General features: G+C 70.1%; 16 protein-coding genes and 2 pseudogenes. 9 read left to right on the plus strand and 9 right to left on the minus strand.

Features of this window, described 5'->3' with window-relative positions; genetic code table 11:
- Positions 1–258 (plus strand): annotated as a pseudogene (locus C503_RS46650) (IS630 family transposase); the annotation flags it as partial.
- Positions 259–279: 21 nt separating this feature from the next.
- Here C503_RS46650 and C503_RS0104900 read toward each other — a convergent pair.
- A pseudogene (locus tag C503_RS0104900) lies at positions 280–759 on the minus strand (N-acetyltransferase family protein); the annotation flags it as partial.
- A 38-nt stretch (positions 760–797) separates the two neighbouring features.
- Between C503_RS0104900 and C503_RS0104905 the strand changes: the two are divergent.
- A complete protein-coding gene (locus C503_RS0104905) occupies positions 798–1,259 on the plus strand; it encodes a hypothetical protein (RefSeq protein ID WP_018681070.1) in 462 nt (153 codons plus the stop codon).
- Here the strand turns inward: C503_RS0104905 and C503_RS45675 are convergent.
- From C503_RS45675 to C503_RS0104925, 4 genes are all read right to left on the minus strand, one after another.
- Complete coding sequence (locus C503_RS45675) at positions 1,256–1,399, minus strand: hypothetical protein (protein WP_018681071.1); 144 nt, start codon at positions 1,397–1,399, stop codon at positions 1,256–1,258. The genes C503_RS0104905 and C503_RS45675 overlap by 4 nt on opposite strands.
- Positions 1,400–1,410: 11 nt before the next feature.
- Entirely contained in the window at positions 1,411–2,247 is an 837-nt protein-coding gene (locus C503_RS37990) for a helix-turn-helix domain-containing protein (protein WP_156892979.1), read from the minus strand.
- Positions 2,248–2,363: 116 nt separating this feature from the next.
- On the minus strand, positions 2,364–3,557 hold the full coding sequence (locus tag C503_RS0104920) for a helix-turn-helix domain-containing protein (protein WP_018681073.1): 1,194 nt from the start codon (positions 3,555–3,557) through the stop codon (positions 2,364–2,366).
- On the minus strand, positions 3,554–4,738 hold the full coding sequence (locus C503_RS0104925) for a helix-turn-helix domain-containing protein (RefSeq protein ID WP_026315978.1): 1,185 nt from the start codon (positions 4,736–4,738) through the stop codon (positions 3,554–3,556). Before C503_RS0104925 ends, C503_RS0104920 begins: the two co-directional genes overlap by 4 nt.
- 75 nt (positions 4,739–4,813) lie before the next feature.
- On the opposite strand from C503_RS0104925, the gene tesB reads away from it, so the two are divergent.
- A complete protein-coding gene (gene tesB / locus C503_RS0104930) occupies positions 4,814–5,686 on the plus strand; it encodes an acyl-CoA thioesterase II (protein ID WP_018681075.1) in 873 nt (290 codons plus the stop codon).
- Positions 5,687–5,781: 95 nt separating this feature from the next.
- Here tesB and C503_RS0104935 read toward each other — a convergent pair whose 3' ends face one another.
- On the minus strand, positions 5,782–6,087 hold the full coding sequence (locus C503_RS0104935; protein WP_018681076.1) for a hypothetical protein: 306 nt from the start codon (positions 6,085–6,087) through the stop codon (positions 5,782–5,784).
- A gap of 329 nt (positions 6,088–6,416) precedes the next feature.
- Here C503_RS0104935 and C503_RS0104940 point away from each other — a divergent pair, with 329 nt between their 5' ends.
- The 6 genes from C503_RS0104940 (at position 6,417) to C503_RS37995 (ending at position 13,364) form a co-directional block, all read left to right on the plus strand.
- The gene (locus C503_RS0104940; protein ID WP_018681077.1) at positions 6,417–7,268 is read left to right on the plus strand and encodes a helix-turn-helix domain-containing protein; all 852 of its coding nucleotides are present in this window, start codon (positions 6,417–6,419) and stop codon (positions 7,266–7,268) included.
- Between the two features lie 29 nt (positions 7,269–7,297).
- On the plus strand, positions 7,298–7,504 hold the full coding sequence (locus C503_RS0104945; RefSeq protein ID WP_084476782.1) for a DUF397 domain-containing protein: 207 nt from the start codon (positions 7,298–7,300) through the stop codon (positions 7,502–7,504).
- A gap of 291 nt (positions 7,505–7,795) precedes the next feature.
- Positions 7,796–7,957, plus strand: a complete 162-nt coding sequence (locus C503_RS45680; protein WP_018681080.1) for a hypothetical protein — start codon at positions 7,796–7,798, stop codon at positions 7,955–7,957.
- Between the two features lie 31 nt (positions 7,958–7,988).
- Positions 7,989–10,979 carry a helix-turn-helix transcriptional regulator gene (locus C503_RS0104960; protein WP_018681081.1) on the plus strand — a complete coding sequence of 997 codons (2,991 nt, stop codon included), beginning with the start codon at positions 7,989–7,991 and terminating at the stop codon, positions 10,977–10,979.
- A gap of 734 nt (positions 10,980–11,713) precedes the next feature.
- Positions 11,714–12,238: a hypothetical protein gene (locus C503_RS46655; RefSeq protein ID WP_169514496.1), complete on the plus strand. Its 525-nt coding sequence runs from the start codon at positions 11,714–11,716 to the stop codon at positions 12,236–12,238.
- Positions 12,239–12,290: 52 nt separating this feature from the next.
- Positions 12,291–13,364, plus strand: coding sequence for a GNAT family N-acetyltransferase (locus tag C503_RS37995; protein WP_018681083.1), 1,074 nt, complete (start codon positions 12,291–12,293; stop codon positions 13,362–13,364).
- A 333-nt stretch (positions 13,365–13,697) separates the two neighbouring features.
- Here the strand turns inward: C503_RS37995 and C503_RS0104975 are convergent, their stop codons facing one another.
- Genes C503_RS0104975 through C503_RS0104985 form a run of 3 tightly spaced genes read right to left on the minus strand, consistent with a single transcriptional unit; the run spans position 13,698 to position 15,368 of the window.
- A complete protein-coding gene (locus tag C503_RS0104975) occupies positions 13,698–14,411 on the minus strand; it encodes a papain-like cysteine protease family protein (protein WP_156892981.1) in 714 nt (237 codons plus the stop codon).
- 13 nt (positions 14,412–14,424) lie between these two features.
- Positions 14,425–14,814 carry a PAAR domain-containing protein gene (locus tag C503_RS0104980; RefSeq protein WP_026315980.1) on the minus strand — a complete coding sequence of 130 codons (390 nt, stop codon included), beginning with the start codon at positions 14,812–14,814 and terminating at the stop codon, positions 14,425–14,427.
- Positions 14,811–15,368 (minus strand): Pvc16 family protein, encoded by a 558-nt coding sequence (locus C503_RS0104985; protein WP_018681086.1) that lies wholly within the window; start codon positions 15,366–15,368, stop codon positions 14,811–14,813. The genes C503_RS0104980 and C503_RS0104985 overlap by 4 nt, the downstream gene beginning before the upstream one ends.
- Positions 15,369–15,423: the final 55 nt, after the last annotated feature.

Below are 15,423 nucleotides of genomic sequence, written 5' to 3' on the forward strand. Positions count from 1 at the left end.
AGCTTCCACTTCACCCCGATCGGTTCGTCGTGGATGAACCAGATCGAGATCTGGTTCGGGATCATCACCCGCCAGGCCATCCGCCGCGGCACATTCAGCTCCGTCTCGGTCCTGATCAAGCAGATCCGCGACTACATCACCCACTGGAACACCAACGCCCAGCCGTTCCGCTGGACCGCCACCGCCGACGAGATCCTCGCCAAGGTCCGCCTGGTCCAGCAGAACGTCAGAAAGCTCGTGGACAACAACGCCAAGTAAGCACAGCAGGATCACGACACACTAGGATGCTCGTCGTTCCAGCAGGGCGGTGTCATGCCAGACACCGTCCCGCTGGGCGATCCGCTCTCGGATCCCGACGGTCCGGAACCCGGCGGCGTGGTGCAGCGCGATACTGGGCCCGTTACCGGTGAAGATCGACGTCTGGACAGTCCAGATACCGGCGGCGTCGGCGGCCTCGATCTGCCCGCGCAGCAACGCTTTGCCGATCCCGCGACCGCGATGGGCCCCGTCGACGTAGATCGAGGTCTCGACGACCCCGCGATAACACTCGCGCGCGGAGACAGCGGTCGCGGCGCCCCAGCCGACAACCCGGTCGTGCAGTTCCGCGACCCACCGGTGCCCGGCGAGCCACTTCCCGTCCAACACGGCCTGCTCGGGCACCTCGGTCTCGAACGTGGCGATCCCGGTGGCCATGCCCTCGGCGTAGATCCGCCGCACATCCGGCCAGTCGCGCCACTCCAGCGCCCGCACGGTGACATCCATGCGGTGCATGCTGCCTGCACTGCGATGATGACGCGGTGGAACGCAGCCAGGACCCCCGAACCCACCTCCACGACTACGCCGCGTTCCCCATCCTGATCGCCTGCCCCCGCTGCATGGCCCGCGCCGTCTCCACTCCGCTCCCCGGCGAACAACGCCCGTGGGACCGTTCCCGCCGTCTCGCGTGCGTGTCGTGCGGCCATTCCGCCGACTGGGACCGGACTACGTGGAGTGAATGGGGTGGTGATGTCGATCCGTACTTTCGGGAACCGCTGTGGCTCCGTACCGAGGTTCGCGGACACACGTTGTGGGCGTTCAACGAGCCCCACCTGGATGCGTTGGAACACCACGTTTCCGCCAAAATCCGCGAACAACGCCGAGAGCCCGATGGCTGGAGCCTGAGCATGGTGGCGCGACTCCCGGCCTGGCTCAGCTCGGCCAAGAACCGCGAAGCCGTCCTCCGGGGCCTGCACCGCCTCCGCGACCTGCTCGACGCCTAGGTTTCGCGGATCAGTGCCGTTATCCGGGTCTCCGCGTCCGACAGGGTTTCCTCCAACCCGTTCAACGCCTGATCGAAGCGCGCGATGAGACCGTTGATGCCGTCGATGAGCGCGAAGATCTCGTCGGTGCTCCCGGACATGACGACTCCTTTCAGGCAACCGGCGCGACGACGAACCGCCGCGCGGCGTCGACCAGCCGATCCCGCGAGTCGACGGGGCTGAGAGCGCGGGCGCGCAATGACCGGACGTTCCGCTCACAGCCGTGCACATCCTCGACCCGATGCACCCAAACCCCGGCAAAGCGGTTGCCGATGAGCGCGGACCGCAGGCCGAGGGAGTCGACGAGGGTGAAGGTCCCGGCGTGTCGACCGGAACCGGCGGGGAGCACGCGGAGATCGACATTCGGCAGCCGGGACAGTTCGGCCAGATAGTCCCATTGGGCAGTGGCGATCCGGGGGCCGCCGATGTCGTGTTGGAACGCGCCTGCCCCGAGCAGGACGCGCAGCGCGACCGGCTGGTGCCGCGTGAGGATCCGCTGCCGGTCAGGGTGGCTGCCGACCCGCTCCTCGATGTCCTGGTCGGGCACACCCTCCGCGCGCAGGGTCGTCGCCAGTGTCGCCTGCGTGCAGAGCAACTCGGGCAGCTGGTCGCCGGAGACATACGTGATTCGCGTGGCTGCTCGTTCGAATTCGAGGCAGGCCGCCCACTGCCTGGCCTTCTCGATCTCGGTCGCGGCGACCCGATAAGCCTCATCGGCGTCATCCAGCAGCGACATGAAATGCCCGTACCGCTCACCTCGAACCCCGAGCACCCCAAGCACATGCGCGACGCTCTCCCGCTTGGGCGTCCGTTCCGCACTCTCCCACCGCGACAATGTGGGCGCGTCCCGTCCGATCCGAAACGCCAGCTCCCGCAAGGAGAGCCCGCTCGACTTTCGGGCCTGGCGCAGCAACAGGCCAAGCATGATGCTTTTCGGAGTCCTGGTCACGCATCACCGATTCCGGTCGATTCCGCTCGTTGCCGGAAAGCTATGTCCCGGGCCGCCCGCGCCGATCACAACCTGTGATGGTCACCCGGTCAGCGGTCCCCGCGGGCGATTCCCCATTACTTGCCCGCGTCGACCCCCATCCGATACGCCAATCCCCGCAACTCCCGCCCACCCGCGTCTCGTCGGGCGTGGTTGAGAGTGGTGGTGACGATCTCGCGGGCGAAGGCGTTGTTGCGAGTCAGTTGTGGTGCGAGTTTCTCGGCACGGAGAAGAGCGGCGAGTCCGCGTTGGTGTCGGTGTCGTTCCGTGCTGAGTGCTCGGCTGATGTCGAGCCAGAACATGGCTTGGCGGGAGCTCGCTATGCCGGTGGGGTGCCAGTCATCGGCGATCTCGGCGGCTTTGGCGCCGTGGCCCAGCTCGATCTCGATGCAGACCTGCCAGATGCGGACGTTCGTACGCCCGAAGTAGGTCTGCATCCAGGGGCTGGCGTCGGCTTCGACCCGTTCGGCGAGATCGGTGGCCTCGGCCAGGTGCGTGGTCGCGAGGCTCGCGTCGCCCTGGACCGCCGAGGAGAGAGCGGCGGTCAGGTGGGCCATGCCTCGTGTCTCGACTCGCGCGTGTTCATTCTCGGCCGCCGTGGTGGCCAGCCGGTATTGGCGACGGCGGTCGGTGCCGCTGAGCATGTCGGCGCGCTGATAGACGGCGTAGCCGACCATTCCCGGGTCGCCCAGCTCCTCGGCGGTCTCCCGGATGCGCTCCGCGCCGAGCATCGTCAACCCGACGACGCCGACATCGCGGGCGAGGCTCGCGGCCGCCTTGTACGCGTTCACCAGGCCCAGCAATGCCGCTTCGCGACTGCGGCCACGTGCGGCCGCGAGCAGTTCCGGGATCAACGTGGGGAGCATCGCCGCCTGGCCTTCGTAATCCGCGTTCGGACGCAGCCTGTGGGTCAGCACATGAAGGTCGCCGGTCACCTCCTCCCACGGGCGCTGCCGAACATCGTCCGGAACGTCGCCGACCCGCCAGCCCATGAGTGTGTCGGCCACCTCGGCCATTGCGGCCATGAGTTCGCCCGAGCTGTTGTCGGTCGCCGGATAGGGCTTTCCGGCGAGTTCCATCGGGGAGACCCGTAGTGCGTTGGCGATGTTCTCCAGCAGGTCTCGTTTGGTGACGGCTCGTTGTCCGCGTTCGATCATGCTGAGATACGACTGCGAGATTCCCGCCAACCCCGCCGCCGCGGTGACGCTGAGCTTGCGGGCCACCCGGATTTCGCGGATACGTTTGCCGATCGACTGATCGTCGGAGTTCATCCCGCCTGCACCCCCATCCGGTACGCCAATCCCCGCAACTCCCGCCCGCCCGCGTCCCGCTGGGCGTGGCCAATCGCGCCGGACACGATTTCCCGGGCGAAAGCGTTGGTCCGGGTCTTCTGCGGCGCGAGCTTCTCGGCTGTGAGCAGTGCTCCCAGGCTGCGGTGACGTTGATTCCGGTCGGTGGTGAGAGCCCGGCTGACATCGAGCCAGAAGGCGGCCTGGCGGGACCTGCTCACCCCGGTGGGGCGCCACCGGTCGGCGATCTCGGCGGCCTTCGCCCCGTAGCCCAGTTCCACGCCGATACCGACTCGCCAGATGCGGACGTTGGTGCGGCCGAAGTTGGTCTGCATCCACGGACTGACATCGGGCTCGATGCGGTCGGCCAGATCGTCCGCTTCGCCGAGGTGGGTTTCGGCCAATTCCGCGTCGCCCTGGACCGCCGCGGACAATGCGGCGGTCAGGTGGGCCAGGCCGCGTGTTTCGACGCGGGCCTGTTCGATCTCGGCGACGTCGGTCGCGAGCCGGTACTGGCGTTGCCTGTTCACGCCGCCGAGCAGTTGGGCGCGTTGGTAGGCGGCATAGGCGATCCACCCGGTGTCGTCCAGGGCCTGTGCCGCGTCCCGCATGTGTTCGGCGGCCAGTGCCGGGAGGCCGGTGACACCGACGTCGTGGCACAGGTACGCGGTCGCCTTGTAGGCACTGATCAGGCCGACAAGGCCGACCTCGCGTGTCCTGCCCACGGACAGCGCCAGGAGTTCGCGGATCAAGCCGGGCAGCAGAGCCACCTGGCCCTCGTAGTCGGCATCCGGTCGCAGGCGGTGGTTCACCGTGTCCAGGTCCGCCTTTACGGCCTCCCACGGGCGTGCCGGAACGTCCTCGGGAATCTCCCCGACCCGCCATGCGAGCAGTGTGTCGTTGAGTGCGTCCATCGAAGCCGATACCGCACGTGAGCTGTTGTCGGTCGCCGGATAGGGCTTTCCGGCGAGTTCCATCGGGGAGACCCGTAGTGCGTTGGCGATGTTCTCCAGCAGGTCTCGTTTGGTGACGGCTCGTTGTCCGCGTTCGATCATGCTGAGATACGACTGGGAGATTCCCGCCAACCCTGCCGCCGCAGTGACGCTGAGTCCACGCGCCAGTCGGATTTCGCGGATGCGTCTGCCGATCGATCCGTCCTCCATACTCAACGTGCCCGCCCCTTCGCCGAGTGTGACGTCCGGACGCCAGGTTACCGGGCAGCCACTAGCCTCCAGGGCATGACGGAAGGTGAACAGCCGGTGCTCGACCGGCTGGTGGCGTTGCTGGACCTGGAGAAGATCGAGGAGGACATCTATCGCGGCGCGCACACCGACGACGGTTCGTCCGTCCGGGTCTTCGGTGGCCAGGTGGCCGGGCAGGCGCTCGTCGCGGCCGGGCGGACCGTGCCGCCGGAGCGGGGTGTCCATTCCCTGCACGCGTACTTCATCCGTGGTGGCGATCCCAGCATCCCCATCGTCTACGAGGTGGATCGCATCCGGGACGGTCGGTCGTTCACCACGCGGCGGGTCGTCGCCGTGCAGCGGGGGAAGGCGATCTTCTCGTTGTCCGCGTCGTTCCAGGTCGTGGAGTCCGGCATCGAGCACGCGGATGTCATGCCGGACGTTCCGGATCCCGAGTCGCTTCCCACGCACAGCGAGCGAATCCCGCCAAGGTTGCGGGAGCAGTTCGGCGAGTGGGCGGACCGGATCCGGCCCATCGACATCCGCTACGTGTCCGAACCTCCTTGGCTGTCCCGGGAAAGCGGTCCCCGGGACGCGCGCAACCAGGTGTGGATGCGAGCCGACGGCAAGCTCGCGGACGATCCGCTGCTGCACGTCTGCGTCCTCGCCTACGCCTCCGACATGACACTGCTCGACAGCGTCCTCGCCAGACACGGCGTCTACTGGGGTACCGACCGGGTGATGGGCGCCAGTCTCGACCACGCCATGTGGTTCCACCGACCGTTCCGGGCCGACGAGTGGGTCCTCTACGACTGCGCGTCCCCCAGCGCGTCCGGCGGTCGAGGGCTGGCGACCGGGCGCTTTTTCGCCAGGGACGGCGGGTTGGTGGCCACCGTGGTGCAGGAAGGTCTGCTGCGGATCATCGAATGAAAGGCCGACAGGACCGGGCACGTCGGGGGTGGGGCCCGGTCCTGCCGGCGTCCGGGGCGCGCGCCGGGATGGGGGTGCGGCGCGGGCCCCGGGGCTCAGCCCGCGAGATGTTCGCGGTACGAGGTGTCCTCGGTGACCAGCAGGCACAGGTGCGCCGTGAGGTACGCCCGGCACGGCGCGGGTGCCTTGGTCAGCAACCGGGTCCGGCAGGATGGGCAGCGGCCGTTGGTGTCCGGCCGGTGGTCGTCGAGCAGGGCGCGCAGCGCGGCCACCACGCGGGGCAGCTCGGTCCGGGCGAGGTGCGCGGCCGCGTCCTCGGTGTCCACTTCGGCGCGCCTGCCGAGATCGGCCAGGTAGCCCCGCAGCGAGGACTCCATGTGTCCGAAGATCGACGCGCTCACCCTGTGGCCTCCCGGCTCTCAAGGGGACGCCCGAATCGGCCGATGACGCATCGGTGCGGCCAAACGCCCGTCCCCGGTCCGGAAGTCCCTCGTCTGTTCCGGGCGATCCGTCGCCCGAACAGCAGCCTGCGGTCTGCGAATGGACTTTTGCAAGTTGCACCACTCGATCGGGTGACATCGGCGGCATGAACCGGCAGACCGGGTCGTGGAACCGGTACCCGGGCTCCTTGTGCTCGACAAGATCAGGACCGAGACTGGCCAACGGCGTGCGGACGGCGCACCCGACGCTGTGGCCGGTCGTCGTACTCGGTCGGAAACGAGGTGGAGACGTGTCCCGAGGACCGAGCCCGACGGTTCGCAGGCGCAGACTCGCCAGTGAACTGCGGCGATTCCGCGAGGCCGCCGAACTCACCATCGACGAGGTTGGTGAAAAACTCGAATGCTCGGCCTCGAAGATCAGCCGTATCGAGACCGGGCACGTGGGGGTGACCCCCCGGGACGTCCGGGACATGCTGGAGCTCTACGGCATTCCCGAGGAACAGCGCGACGCCCTCGTGCAGCTGGCCCGCGAGGCCAGGCAGAAGGGCTGGTGGCACTCCTACAACGAGGTGTTCACCGGCTCCTTCGTCGGGCTTGAGGCCGACGCGTCCTCCCTGCACACCCACCAGGCCCTGCTGATCCCCGGCCTGCTGCAGACCGAGGCCTACACCAGGGCCGTCATCCGGGCCATCCGCCCGGACGCCGACCCGGCCGAGGTCAGCCTGCGCGTGCAGGCCAGGCAGGAGCGGCAGCGCCTGCTCACCGACCCGCACCCGCCGGAGTACTGGGCGGTGCTGGACGAGGCCGTGCTGCACCGGGTCACCGGCGGCCCGGAGGTCATGCGCGGCCAGCTGCTGAAGCTCGTGGAGGCGTCCGCGCTGCCGAACGTGACCATCCAGGTGGTGCCGTTCAGCGCGGGCGCGCACGCCGGTATGGAAGCACCCTTCCTGATCCTGGGTTTCCCGGAACAAGCGGATCCGGATGTCGTCTATGTCGAGAACTCAACGACGGCCGTTTATCTCGAACAGCCCGCCGACGTTCGCCGGTACTCGTTGATGTTCGACCATTTACGGGCGGCGGCGTTGCCACCTGACGACACCGTCGACCTGGTTCAGCGGTCGGCCGAGAGGCTGGTCTGCTGATCGCCGGAAAACAATGAGAGGAGTGGGGCGTGACCGTTTCTGACCTGGCGGGCGTCGAATGGCGCAAGAGCAGCCGCAGTGGAGCAGGGAATGACTGCGTGGAGCTCGTGGTCGGCAGAAGCGGCGCAGCGGTGCGCGACTCCAAGAACGCGGAGTACGGGCACCTGGCGTTCGCGGACATCGAATGGGGCGCCTTCGTCGGCGCCCTGAAGGGTGACCTGATCGGGACCAGATAGACCCGACGGGACCAAACCGAGCCCGGGGTGATCGACAGCACCCCGGTCCGGGCCCGGTTTCGATGGCGGGGCCACGACAGCGGTCGTGGCCCCGTACCCCCGCCACCCATCGTGGTTTCAACCCGCGCCACCCACCCCTTACCCCACCGCCGCGGACCCCCGACACCTCTCGGGTAAGGGGTCCGCGGCGGGGTACTGCGTGATCACCCGATCCTCGCCGCCACCCCTCAGCGGCATCGTCCTCCTCATGACAGCGACCGGAAACCGGTCGCCGAACCTGAGGAGAACACGATGAACGAGTGGACCGTCGAGCTGGTGCGCGCCGACGCCGACTACCGCAGGCACGGCACCCTGGACGTGACCAGCCGCAGGCACCTGCGCGAGGCCCGCGCCGCGCACACCCGCTGGTGGCACGGCCTGGTCGGCCGCCGCGGCGACCACGGCGCGCGTTGACCGGCGCGGGCCGTCGGCGGGGTGTGCGAACATGCCGGTCATGCCGCGTCTCGGTTCCGGAATACCCCTGGTCGCGCGCGGCCGCGAACTGCGCAGGCTCCGGGCGGCGGTCGAGGCCGCCGCCGGGGCCCGCGCCGCGGCCGTGCTGCTGGCCGGGGACGCGGGTGTCGGCAAGACCAGGATGACCGAGGAGCTCAGCGCGCACGCCCGCGAGCAGGGCGCGCTCGTGCTCACCGGCCGCTGCCTGGACGCGGGCGAGGCGGGCCTGCCGTACCTGCCGTTCGCCGAGGCCCTGGCCGCGGCCGCCGACCGCGCCGCCACCCGGCCCGCGCTGAGCAGGCTGTTCCCCGACATGGGGCTGCCCACCGGGCCGGACCCGAACCGGATGTCGTCCGGGCTGGCGACCTCGGTGGTGCCGGGGCCGCGGCCAGAGCAGGACATCGGGCAGCTGCAGCTGTTCGACGCCGTGCACGGGCTGCTCACCGACCTGGCCGTCGACCAGCCGGTCGTGCTCGTGCTGGAGGACCTGCACTGGGCCGACGCGTCGACGCGCGCCCTGCTGTCGTTCCTGTTGTCCCGACTGCGGTCCCAGCGGTTGCTGGTCGTGGGCACCTATCGCGGCGACGACCTGCACCGGCGGCACCCGTTGCGCCCGTTGCTGGCGGAACTGGTGCGGCTGCTGCGGGTCGAGCGGATCGAACTGTCGCCGTTCGGTGCCGCCGACGCCCGCGCTTTCGTCATGGCATTGGCCGAGGAACGTCTTCCCGAACCGACATTGCGTGAAGTCGCGGCCCGTTCCGAGGGCAATGCCTTCTTCGCCGAGGAACTGCTGGCCGCCTATTCGATGTCGGATTGTGTCGGCATTCCCGCCACCCTCGTCGACGTCCTGCTGACCCGAATCGAACGCCTCAGCCAGGACGCGCAAGGCGTCGTCCGGGTGGCCGCGGTGGGCGGCAGGCGCGTCGCGGACGCCCGGTTGCGCGCGGTCGCCGGACTCGACGACACGGACCTCGAAACCGGCCTGCGCGAAGCCGTGGCGCACCACATCCTCGTACCCGACGTCGGCGACGTGTACGCCTTCCGGCACGCCCTGCTGCGCGAGGCCGTCTACGGCGACCTGCTGCCCGGCGAACGCGTGCGCCTGCACGCCGCCTACGCGCGCGACCTCGCCAAGGAGACCGGCAAACGCGGTGCCGCCGCCGCACTCGCCCACCACAGCATGGAAAGCCACGCGCTGCCCACCGCGCTGGCCGCCTCCGTCACCGCCGCCTGGGAGACCGCCCGGCTCGGCGCGCCTGCCGAGTCCCTCGAACACGTCGAGCGCGCGCTGAACCTGTGGGACGCGGTCCCCGCCGCCGAACGCCCCGCCGACGTCGACGAGCTCGTCCTGCTCCGGCACGCGTCCCTGGTCGCGGGCAAGGCGGGCGACCCGGAACGCGCCATCGCGTTCGCCAAGTCCGCCGTCGCCGTGGCGGGCGACACCGTCGAACCGGAACGCGGCGCCGACCTGCGCCGCCGCCTCGCCACCGCCCTCTACAGCGTCGACGGCCGTGAGGACGAGATGCTGGGCACCATCGAGGAGGCGTGGGCGCTGGTCGCCGACCGGCCCGCCAGCGCCGAACAGGCCTGGGTGCTGGCCGCGTCGGCCACCATCATCCGCGCGCTCAAACGCCCCGCCGACGCCCTCGACCGCGCCCGCCGCGCCGTCGCCGTGGCCCGCTCGGTGGACGCCGGCGGACCCGAGGCCGACGCCCTGATCACGCTCGCGCTGCTCACCGAGGTCGAGGGCAACGTCGCCGAGTCCCGCGAGCGCCTGCACGAGGCGATGACCCGTGCCCGCGAGGTCGAGGCGATCACGGTCGAGCTGCGCGCGCGGTATTCGTTGTGCCTCAACCACTACGAGGCGGGCGAGCTGGACTCCGCCGCCGAGGTGGTCGACGAGGGCGTGGCGCGCGCGGCGGCGACCGGGCTGACGTGGAGCACGTGCGGGCTGGAGCTGCGCCTGGTCCAGGTGGTCATCCGCTACGCCAAGGGGGACTGGGAGGGCAGCGAGGCGGCCGCGGAACCGCCGGGGCACAAGGTGTCCAGCACGGTGTCCGCGCGGCTGGCCGCGGTCGGCGCGATGGTCGCGGTCGCGCGTGGTCGCTTCGCCGAGGCCGACCGGTTGGTGACCGAGCTTCGGTCGGACTGGCATCGGGACCTGCAGATCCCTCTGGTCGCGGGCGGCGTCGGCGCGGAACTGGCGATGTGGAAAGGACGCCCGGACCGCGCGGTGGAGTGCGTGCGCGAGGCGTTGGACTGGGTCGCGCAGGCGGGCGAGCAGTGGCTGATCGCGGGGATTCGCATTGCCGCACACGGGATCGCGGCGCACGCGGACCTGGCGGTGACGGCTCGGCGGTCGGGGCACGAGGTGGAACCGGCGGTCTCGGCGGGGGAGCAGCTGATCACGCTCGCCCGGGACACGGCGGTCAACGGGCTGCCGCGAACCGGCAGTCTCGGCCCGGAGGGACGAGCGTGGCTGGCCCGCGCGGAGGCCGAACTCACCCGCCTGCACGGCGCCAGCGACCCGATCCGGTGGCGCACGGCGGTGGCGGAGTTCGGCTACGGGGCCGTCTACGAGCAGACCCTGTGCCGTCGCCGCCTCGCCGAGGCACTGCTCCTGCACGACGACCGGGAAGCCGCTGCGGTGGAGCTGCGCCTGGCCGACGAGGTGGCCGCCCGTCTCGGCGCGAAACCGCTGCAGGAGGCGGTGCGCAAGACCGCCCGCCGGGCCAGGATCGCGCTGGAGGAGACGGGCGTGGTGCGCGACGAGGTCGACCTGTTCACTCCTCGCGAACGCGCGGTGCTGACGCTGGTGGCGGCCGGACGCACGAACAAGCAGGTGGGCGAGGAACTGTTCATCAGCGAGAAGACGGTGAGCGTCCACCTCAGCCGGATCATGGCCAAACTCGGCGCGACCCGCCGCGCCGAGGCCGTGGCGATGGCCTACGACCGGGGCCTGCTGACCGAACGCCCAGCGTGACCGGGCTGGACTGTTGCTTCACCCGGTTGTGCGCTGTGGATAGGGAACTATCCCGGGCGTGTCGTTCGTTGCGAGTAAAGAGGTGGGGGCGAGCGGGAGACAAGCATCCAGCCCGCCCGGATCGGGACCGGCTGGCGGATCCTTTGTGGACATCAGCGTTCGACCGTGGCCCGACCGAACCCGGCGCGGCCCGTCGGTGCGCCTGACGCGGTGCGCCTGACGCGTACGCGGCTCGCGTTCGTTCCGGTTCGGGCATCCGCCCCGGGGCTCGGGCCGCCTGCTCGGGATGATCTACGGCCGTGATCATCCCGCGCCCGCGTGCCGTCGATGGTCGTCGCGGTGCTCATGATCATTATTTGGTGCGTGGGCGGGATGTGAGCTGGGTCGCGCTCGACGTGGGCGGGGCCATGTGTTCCCAGGGCCTTGCAAGTGCCGTCCCACACTCGGACTTGCTGACGGCAAATTGCGCGGTTGCGGCGATGGGGCGTTCCCGGCCCGGATGGACTTGAGTGCGTGCCTGCTCGGTCCCGGCTGTCGGGTCGTGTGTGAGATGCCCCCTCGCCTGGCGTCATCGCTGATGGTCGAGCCGACGACGTTGACGAGCCCACTCCCGGCCGCCGCGCCCAGGATCGGGGCGCCCGGGACCCCGCCGCGCCTGGGGATCGGGGGCGTCCTCGATCCCGCCGTGCCTCGATCCCGCCGTGTCCCGATCCCGCTGTGCCCGGGACTCTGTCGTGCCCGGGACCGGGGCTTCCAAGACCGGGGCGTCTACTGTGGATGGCCTGGCCGTCGCCTGGCACGTGGCGGGCGGGATTCCGGTCGGGCATCGGCTTCAGCCGGGTGTCGGCCGAGTTTTCTTCTTTCGCCGCAGCAGGCAGATCCCTGCACGAGATGGCCGCGACCCGGTGCGCCAGACCTGGTCGGACACGGTCGCCTCGAAACACCTCTGGTGCCTGAGCGCGGCCGCCGCGTCCTCCGGTTCGGTCTCGGCCACCCAGGTCCTGGCCGCGCCCAGGTCGTTGTCCACCGCGTCGCGGTGGAAGTGGGTGACCCGGTCGCCGCCGCTTGGCCGTCGCCCGGTCGGGTGCTCAACCGGTTCGATGTCACTGCCGAAGGTGGCGGCAGGCCCCGACGGCGATGGCTGCCCGGTCGATGACCCGGTGCCCGAGCCTGACCCGTACGACCTCGGTCCCCTACCGGGCGCCCCGTGGGGCTCGGCGGTGACGGGGAGTGTGGCCGGATGCGGGCCGCTCACCTGAATGAAACACGAAGACACCCGTTCGGCAACAGTCCTCGGGGAACCTGGTGGCCATGGAACGTACCCCGATCTATCCCGGCCGACCGGACACATGGCGGCTGCGGGTTCAGCTGGATGACCGGCCCGGCGCGCTCGCCAGGGTCGCGACCCGGCTGGCCGCGCGTGACTGCAATGTGCTCGGGCTGGCCGTGCTGCCGGTGCCCGGCGGTGTCGTGGACGAGATCGTGGTGCACACGCCCGGCGGGGTCGCGCCCGCCGACCTCATCGACGACATCCGGGCCGAGGGTGGGCGCTGCCTGGGGATCACCGGCGCCGACGTGCACGACCTGGTCGACCACACCACGGCCGTGCTGCGGGCGACGGCGGCGGCGCTGGGGGAGTCGGCCGTGGTGGCGGAGTCGGTGCGGACACTGCTCGGCGCGGACGCGGTGACCGTTGTGGACTCGGGATCCGGTGACCAGCGCGGACACCGGGTCGTGCTGGACCTCGGGCCCGGCCTGACCATGCTGGCGCGTCGGGGCTGGGCGCCGTTCACCGAGGTCGAACTGGCCAGGGCAGCCGCGTTCGGCGAGGTCCTGGCGGCGGCCGAGGTGGCAGTGGCGGAACCGACTGCGGTCATCACGACCACCGGCGCCGGCCTCGTCCTGCGACCGGGCACACCGGCCGACGCCGACGCGGTGGCTGCGTTGCACGCTCGGTGTTCCGCACAATCGTTGTTCACCCGATACCACGCGGGCCTACGCACGTTACCGCGTCGTTGGCTGCACCGGCTGCTGCAGCCGCCACGCGGTACGACACTGCTCGCGTTGTGCGGCAACGACGTCGTCGCGATGGCACAACTGATCCCCACCAACGACCCGGCCGAGGCAGAGATCTCGGTCCTGGTCGAGGACGGCTGGCAACGCCAGGGCCTGGGCACCGCCATGATCACCCGCCTGGGCACCCTCGCCCGCGCCGCAGGCCACCGCCGCATGATCGCCTGGTGCCTCCCCGCCGAGGCAGGCTTCGCCCGCACCGCAACGGCGACCGGCCTTCCGGTGTCGGTCCGCCGCGAGGACGATATGGTGCGGGTCGCTCTCGCTCTCGACGCCCCGAAGGAGGTCCGGGAGACCGCGTCCGCGGCCTGACTTCTACCCAGGGTCACCAGTGCTTCACCCGGTCGGGCGTTGTGGATGCGGAACTTTCCCGGGCGTGTCATTCGTTGCGAGTAAAGAGGTGGGGGCGAGCGGGAAGCACAGGCCAAGCAGACGCCGTCCCCTGGCACACGGCAGCGAACACCGCATGCCCGCACACAGCAGCGAACGCCACGTGGCGCACGCCCGCCGCGATTGCCTCGGTCGTGGCCGTGCCGGATGGGTCCGACACCCGCTCCGGCGCCGCCTGCGGGCCCGCCCATCGTTCGCGGGCCCGCGCAATGGGGTCGGAGGCGTGCCCGCTCGCTTGGGTGGCGGTGCGATCGGTCAGTAGTGGAGTAGGTCGGCGCCGTAGCCCTCGCCCATTTCGTAGCGTTGGGTGAAGCCTGCGAAGTCCATCCAGGATTCGTCGCCGGTGCCGGGGGGCCATGGGTCGTAGACGTGGATCTCGGCGCCGTTCGTGCCGTTGCGGATGCCGGACACCACGATGATGTGGTAGTCCGCGCCCGGTACCGGTGTCCACAGGGGACCGTTCGCGGACAGTACCTCCGACCAGCCCTGTTCGGTCCAGCAGGCGCAGTACACGCTGCTCATGCCGAGTTGTTTGCCGATCGGTTCGGCCTCCGCCCAGGTCTTGCCTGCGTGGTCGACCCCGGTTTCGGTGCAGAGGCGTTCGACCGTGTAGTCCTCGCCGCGGGCGTTGAGGACCATCACCATCGAAGCCGCCCAGCAGGTGGTCTCGTCGGGCTGGCTGAGCAGGGTCACCGGGAAGTCGACCTCGGTGACCTGGGGCGTTCCGGATGGTGTTGTTCCGGATGACAGGGCGCGGCCGAGCAGGCAGTCCCAGAAGGCGCTGTCGACGTGGTCGTCGGACGACAGGTCGTTCTGGCCCGCGAAGTGCTGGACCGCCCCCGCCGTGGTGGTGTCGAAGTCACCCGTCTCGGGGACGACCGTCTGCTGGTAGTGGTGGTTGAGCATCTGCTGCAGGTAGGCCACCCACTCCGAGCTGTCGCCGGGGGCCAGGTCGGGCTCGTCTGCCATGTCGGTCTCCTTCTCAGCCACCGATGTCCACAGTGGACACCGCGATGATCGAGGCGGTGGGCGCGGGTGCCGGGTCGTTGCAGGTCTGGACGGTGTCGCCGGTGCGGGCGGCGGGTTTGCCGTTGATGAGGACGGTGCCGCTGCCGCGCACGACCGTGCCCCGGTTCGTGGGCGGGTTCTGGAACGGCGACGGCGCGACGTGCGGGGGAGCGTTGGTCGCGGTCGAGCCGGCCACCGCGGCCGGGGCGCCGGTGATGAACACGTCCGTGCTGCAGTCGCCGGTGATCGTGCCGGTGAACGGCAGCGGGGTCGGGGTCGGCACCGGGCCGCCGGGGGACGGCACCATCAGGACGTGGGTGTCGGTTCCGACGACCTTGTCGCCAAGTCGTGCGCCGGGGCTCACGTCCGGGTCCACCGTTTCACCGGCGCCGGCGGTTTGCCGGACCGCAGCGTGAGTTTCTCCGCGGGCGGGGCGAGCTCCGCGTCGGGGTCCGGGACGAGCGCGGCACTGACCGTCATCACGAACGCGGCGCGCGCGGGCATTCCCAGGCTGCTCCACAACGTGCCCGGGTCGGTATCCGCGACAGTGAGGAATACCGGTTCCTCCACACACTCCACGGGAACCGTTTCAGTGAACATCACCGTGCGCAGAGCACGGTCCAGCAACAGGTGCTCCTCATCAATCTCAGGCGCGCGCGCCGCGACGAGATAGGACAACACGCACCTACGTGACGGTGACCGCCGCGCCACTACCGCCCCGCGTTCGTCCCGCGTCTCCGACCACCCGGACTCACGTCCACGCGGATCGTCGTGCAGACCGAACAGGAACAGGTCGACTGCCTGCGTCGGGTGCTCTGTCTGCCATGTCGGCTTCGGCGGGTCCAACCGCACCACCGTGCCCTCCGGCAGTCCGCGCCTCAGCAGCACGCACAACGCGTCGTCCACTTCGGTGATCACGCTGCCCAGTGTCGGCGCGCGCGCCGTTCGCGCACAGCGGTCCGCCGCTCGTCCT

Origin of the sequence: Actinokineospora enzanensis DSM 44649 (genome assembly GCF_000374445.1) — a bacterium.
In the GTDB taxonomy this organism is placed as follows: Bacteria; Actinomycetota; Actinomycetes; order Mycobacteriales; family Pseudonocardiaceae; genus Actinokineospora; species Actinokineospora enzanensis.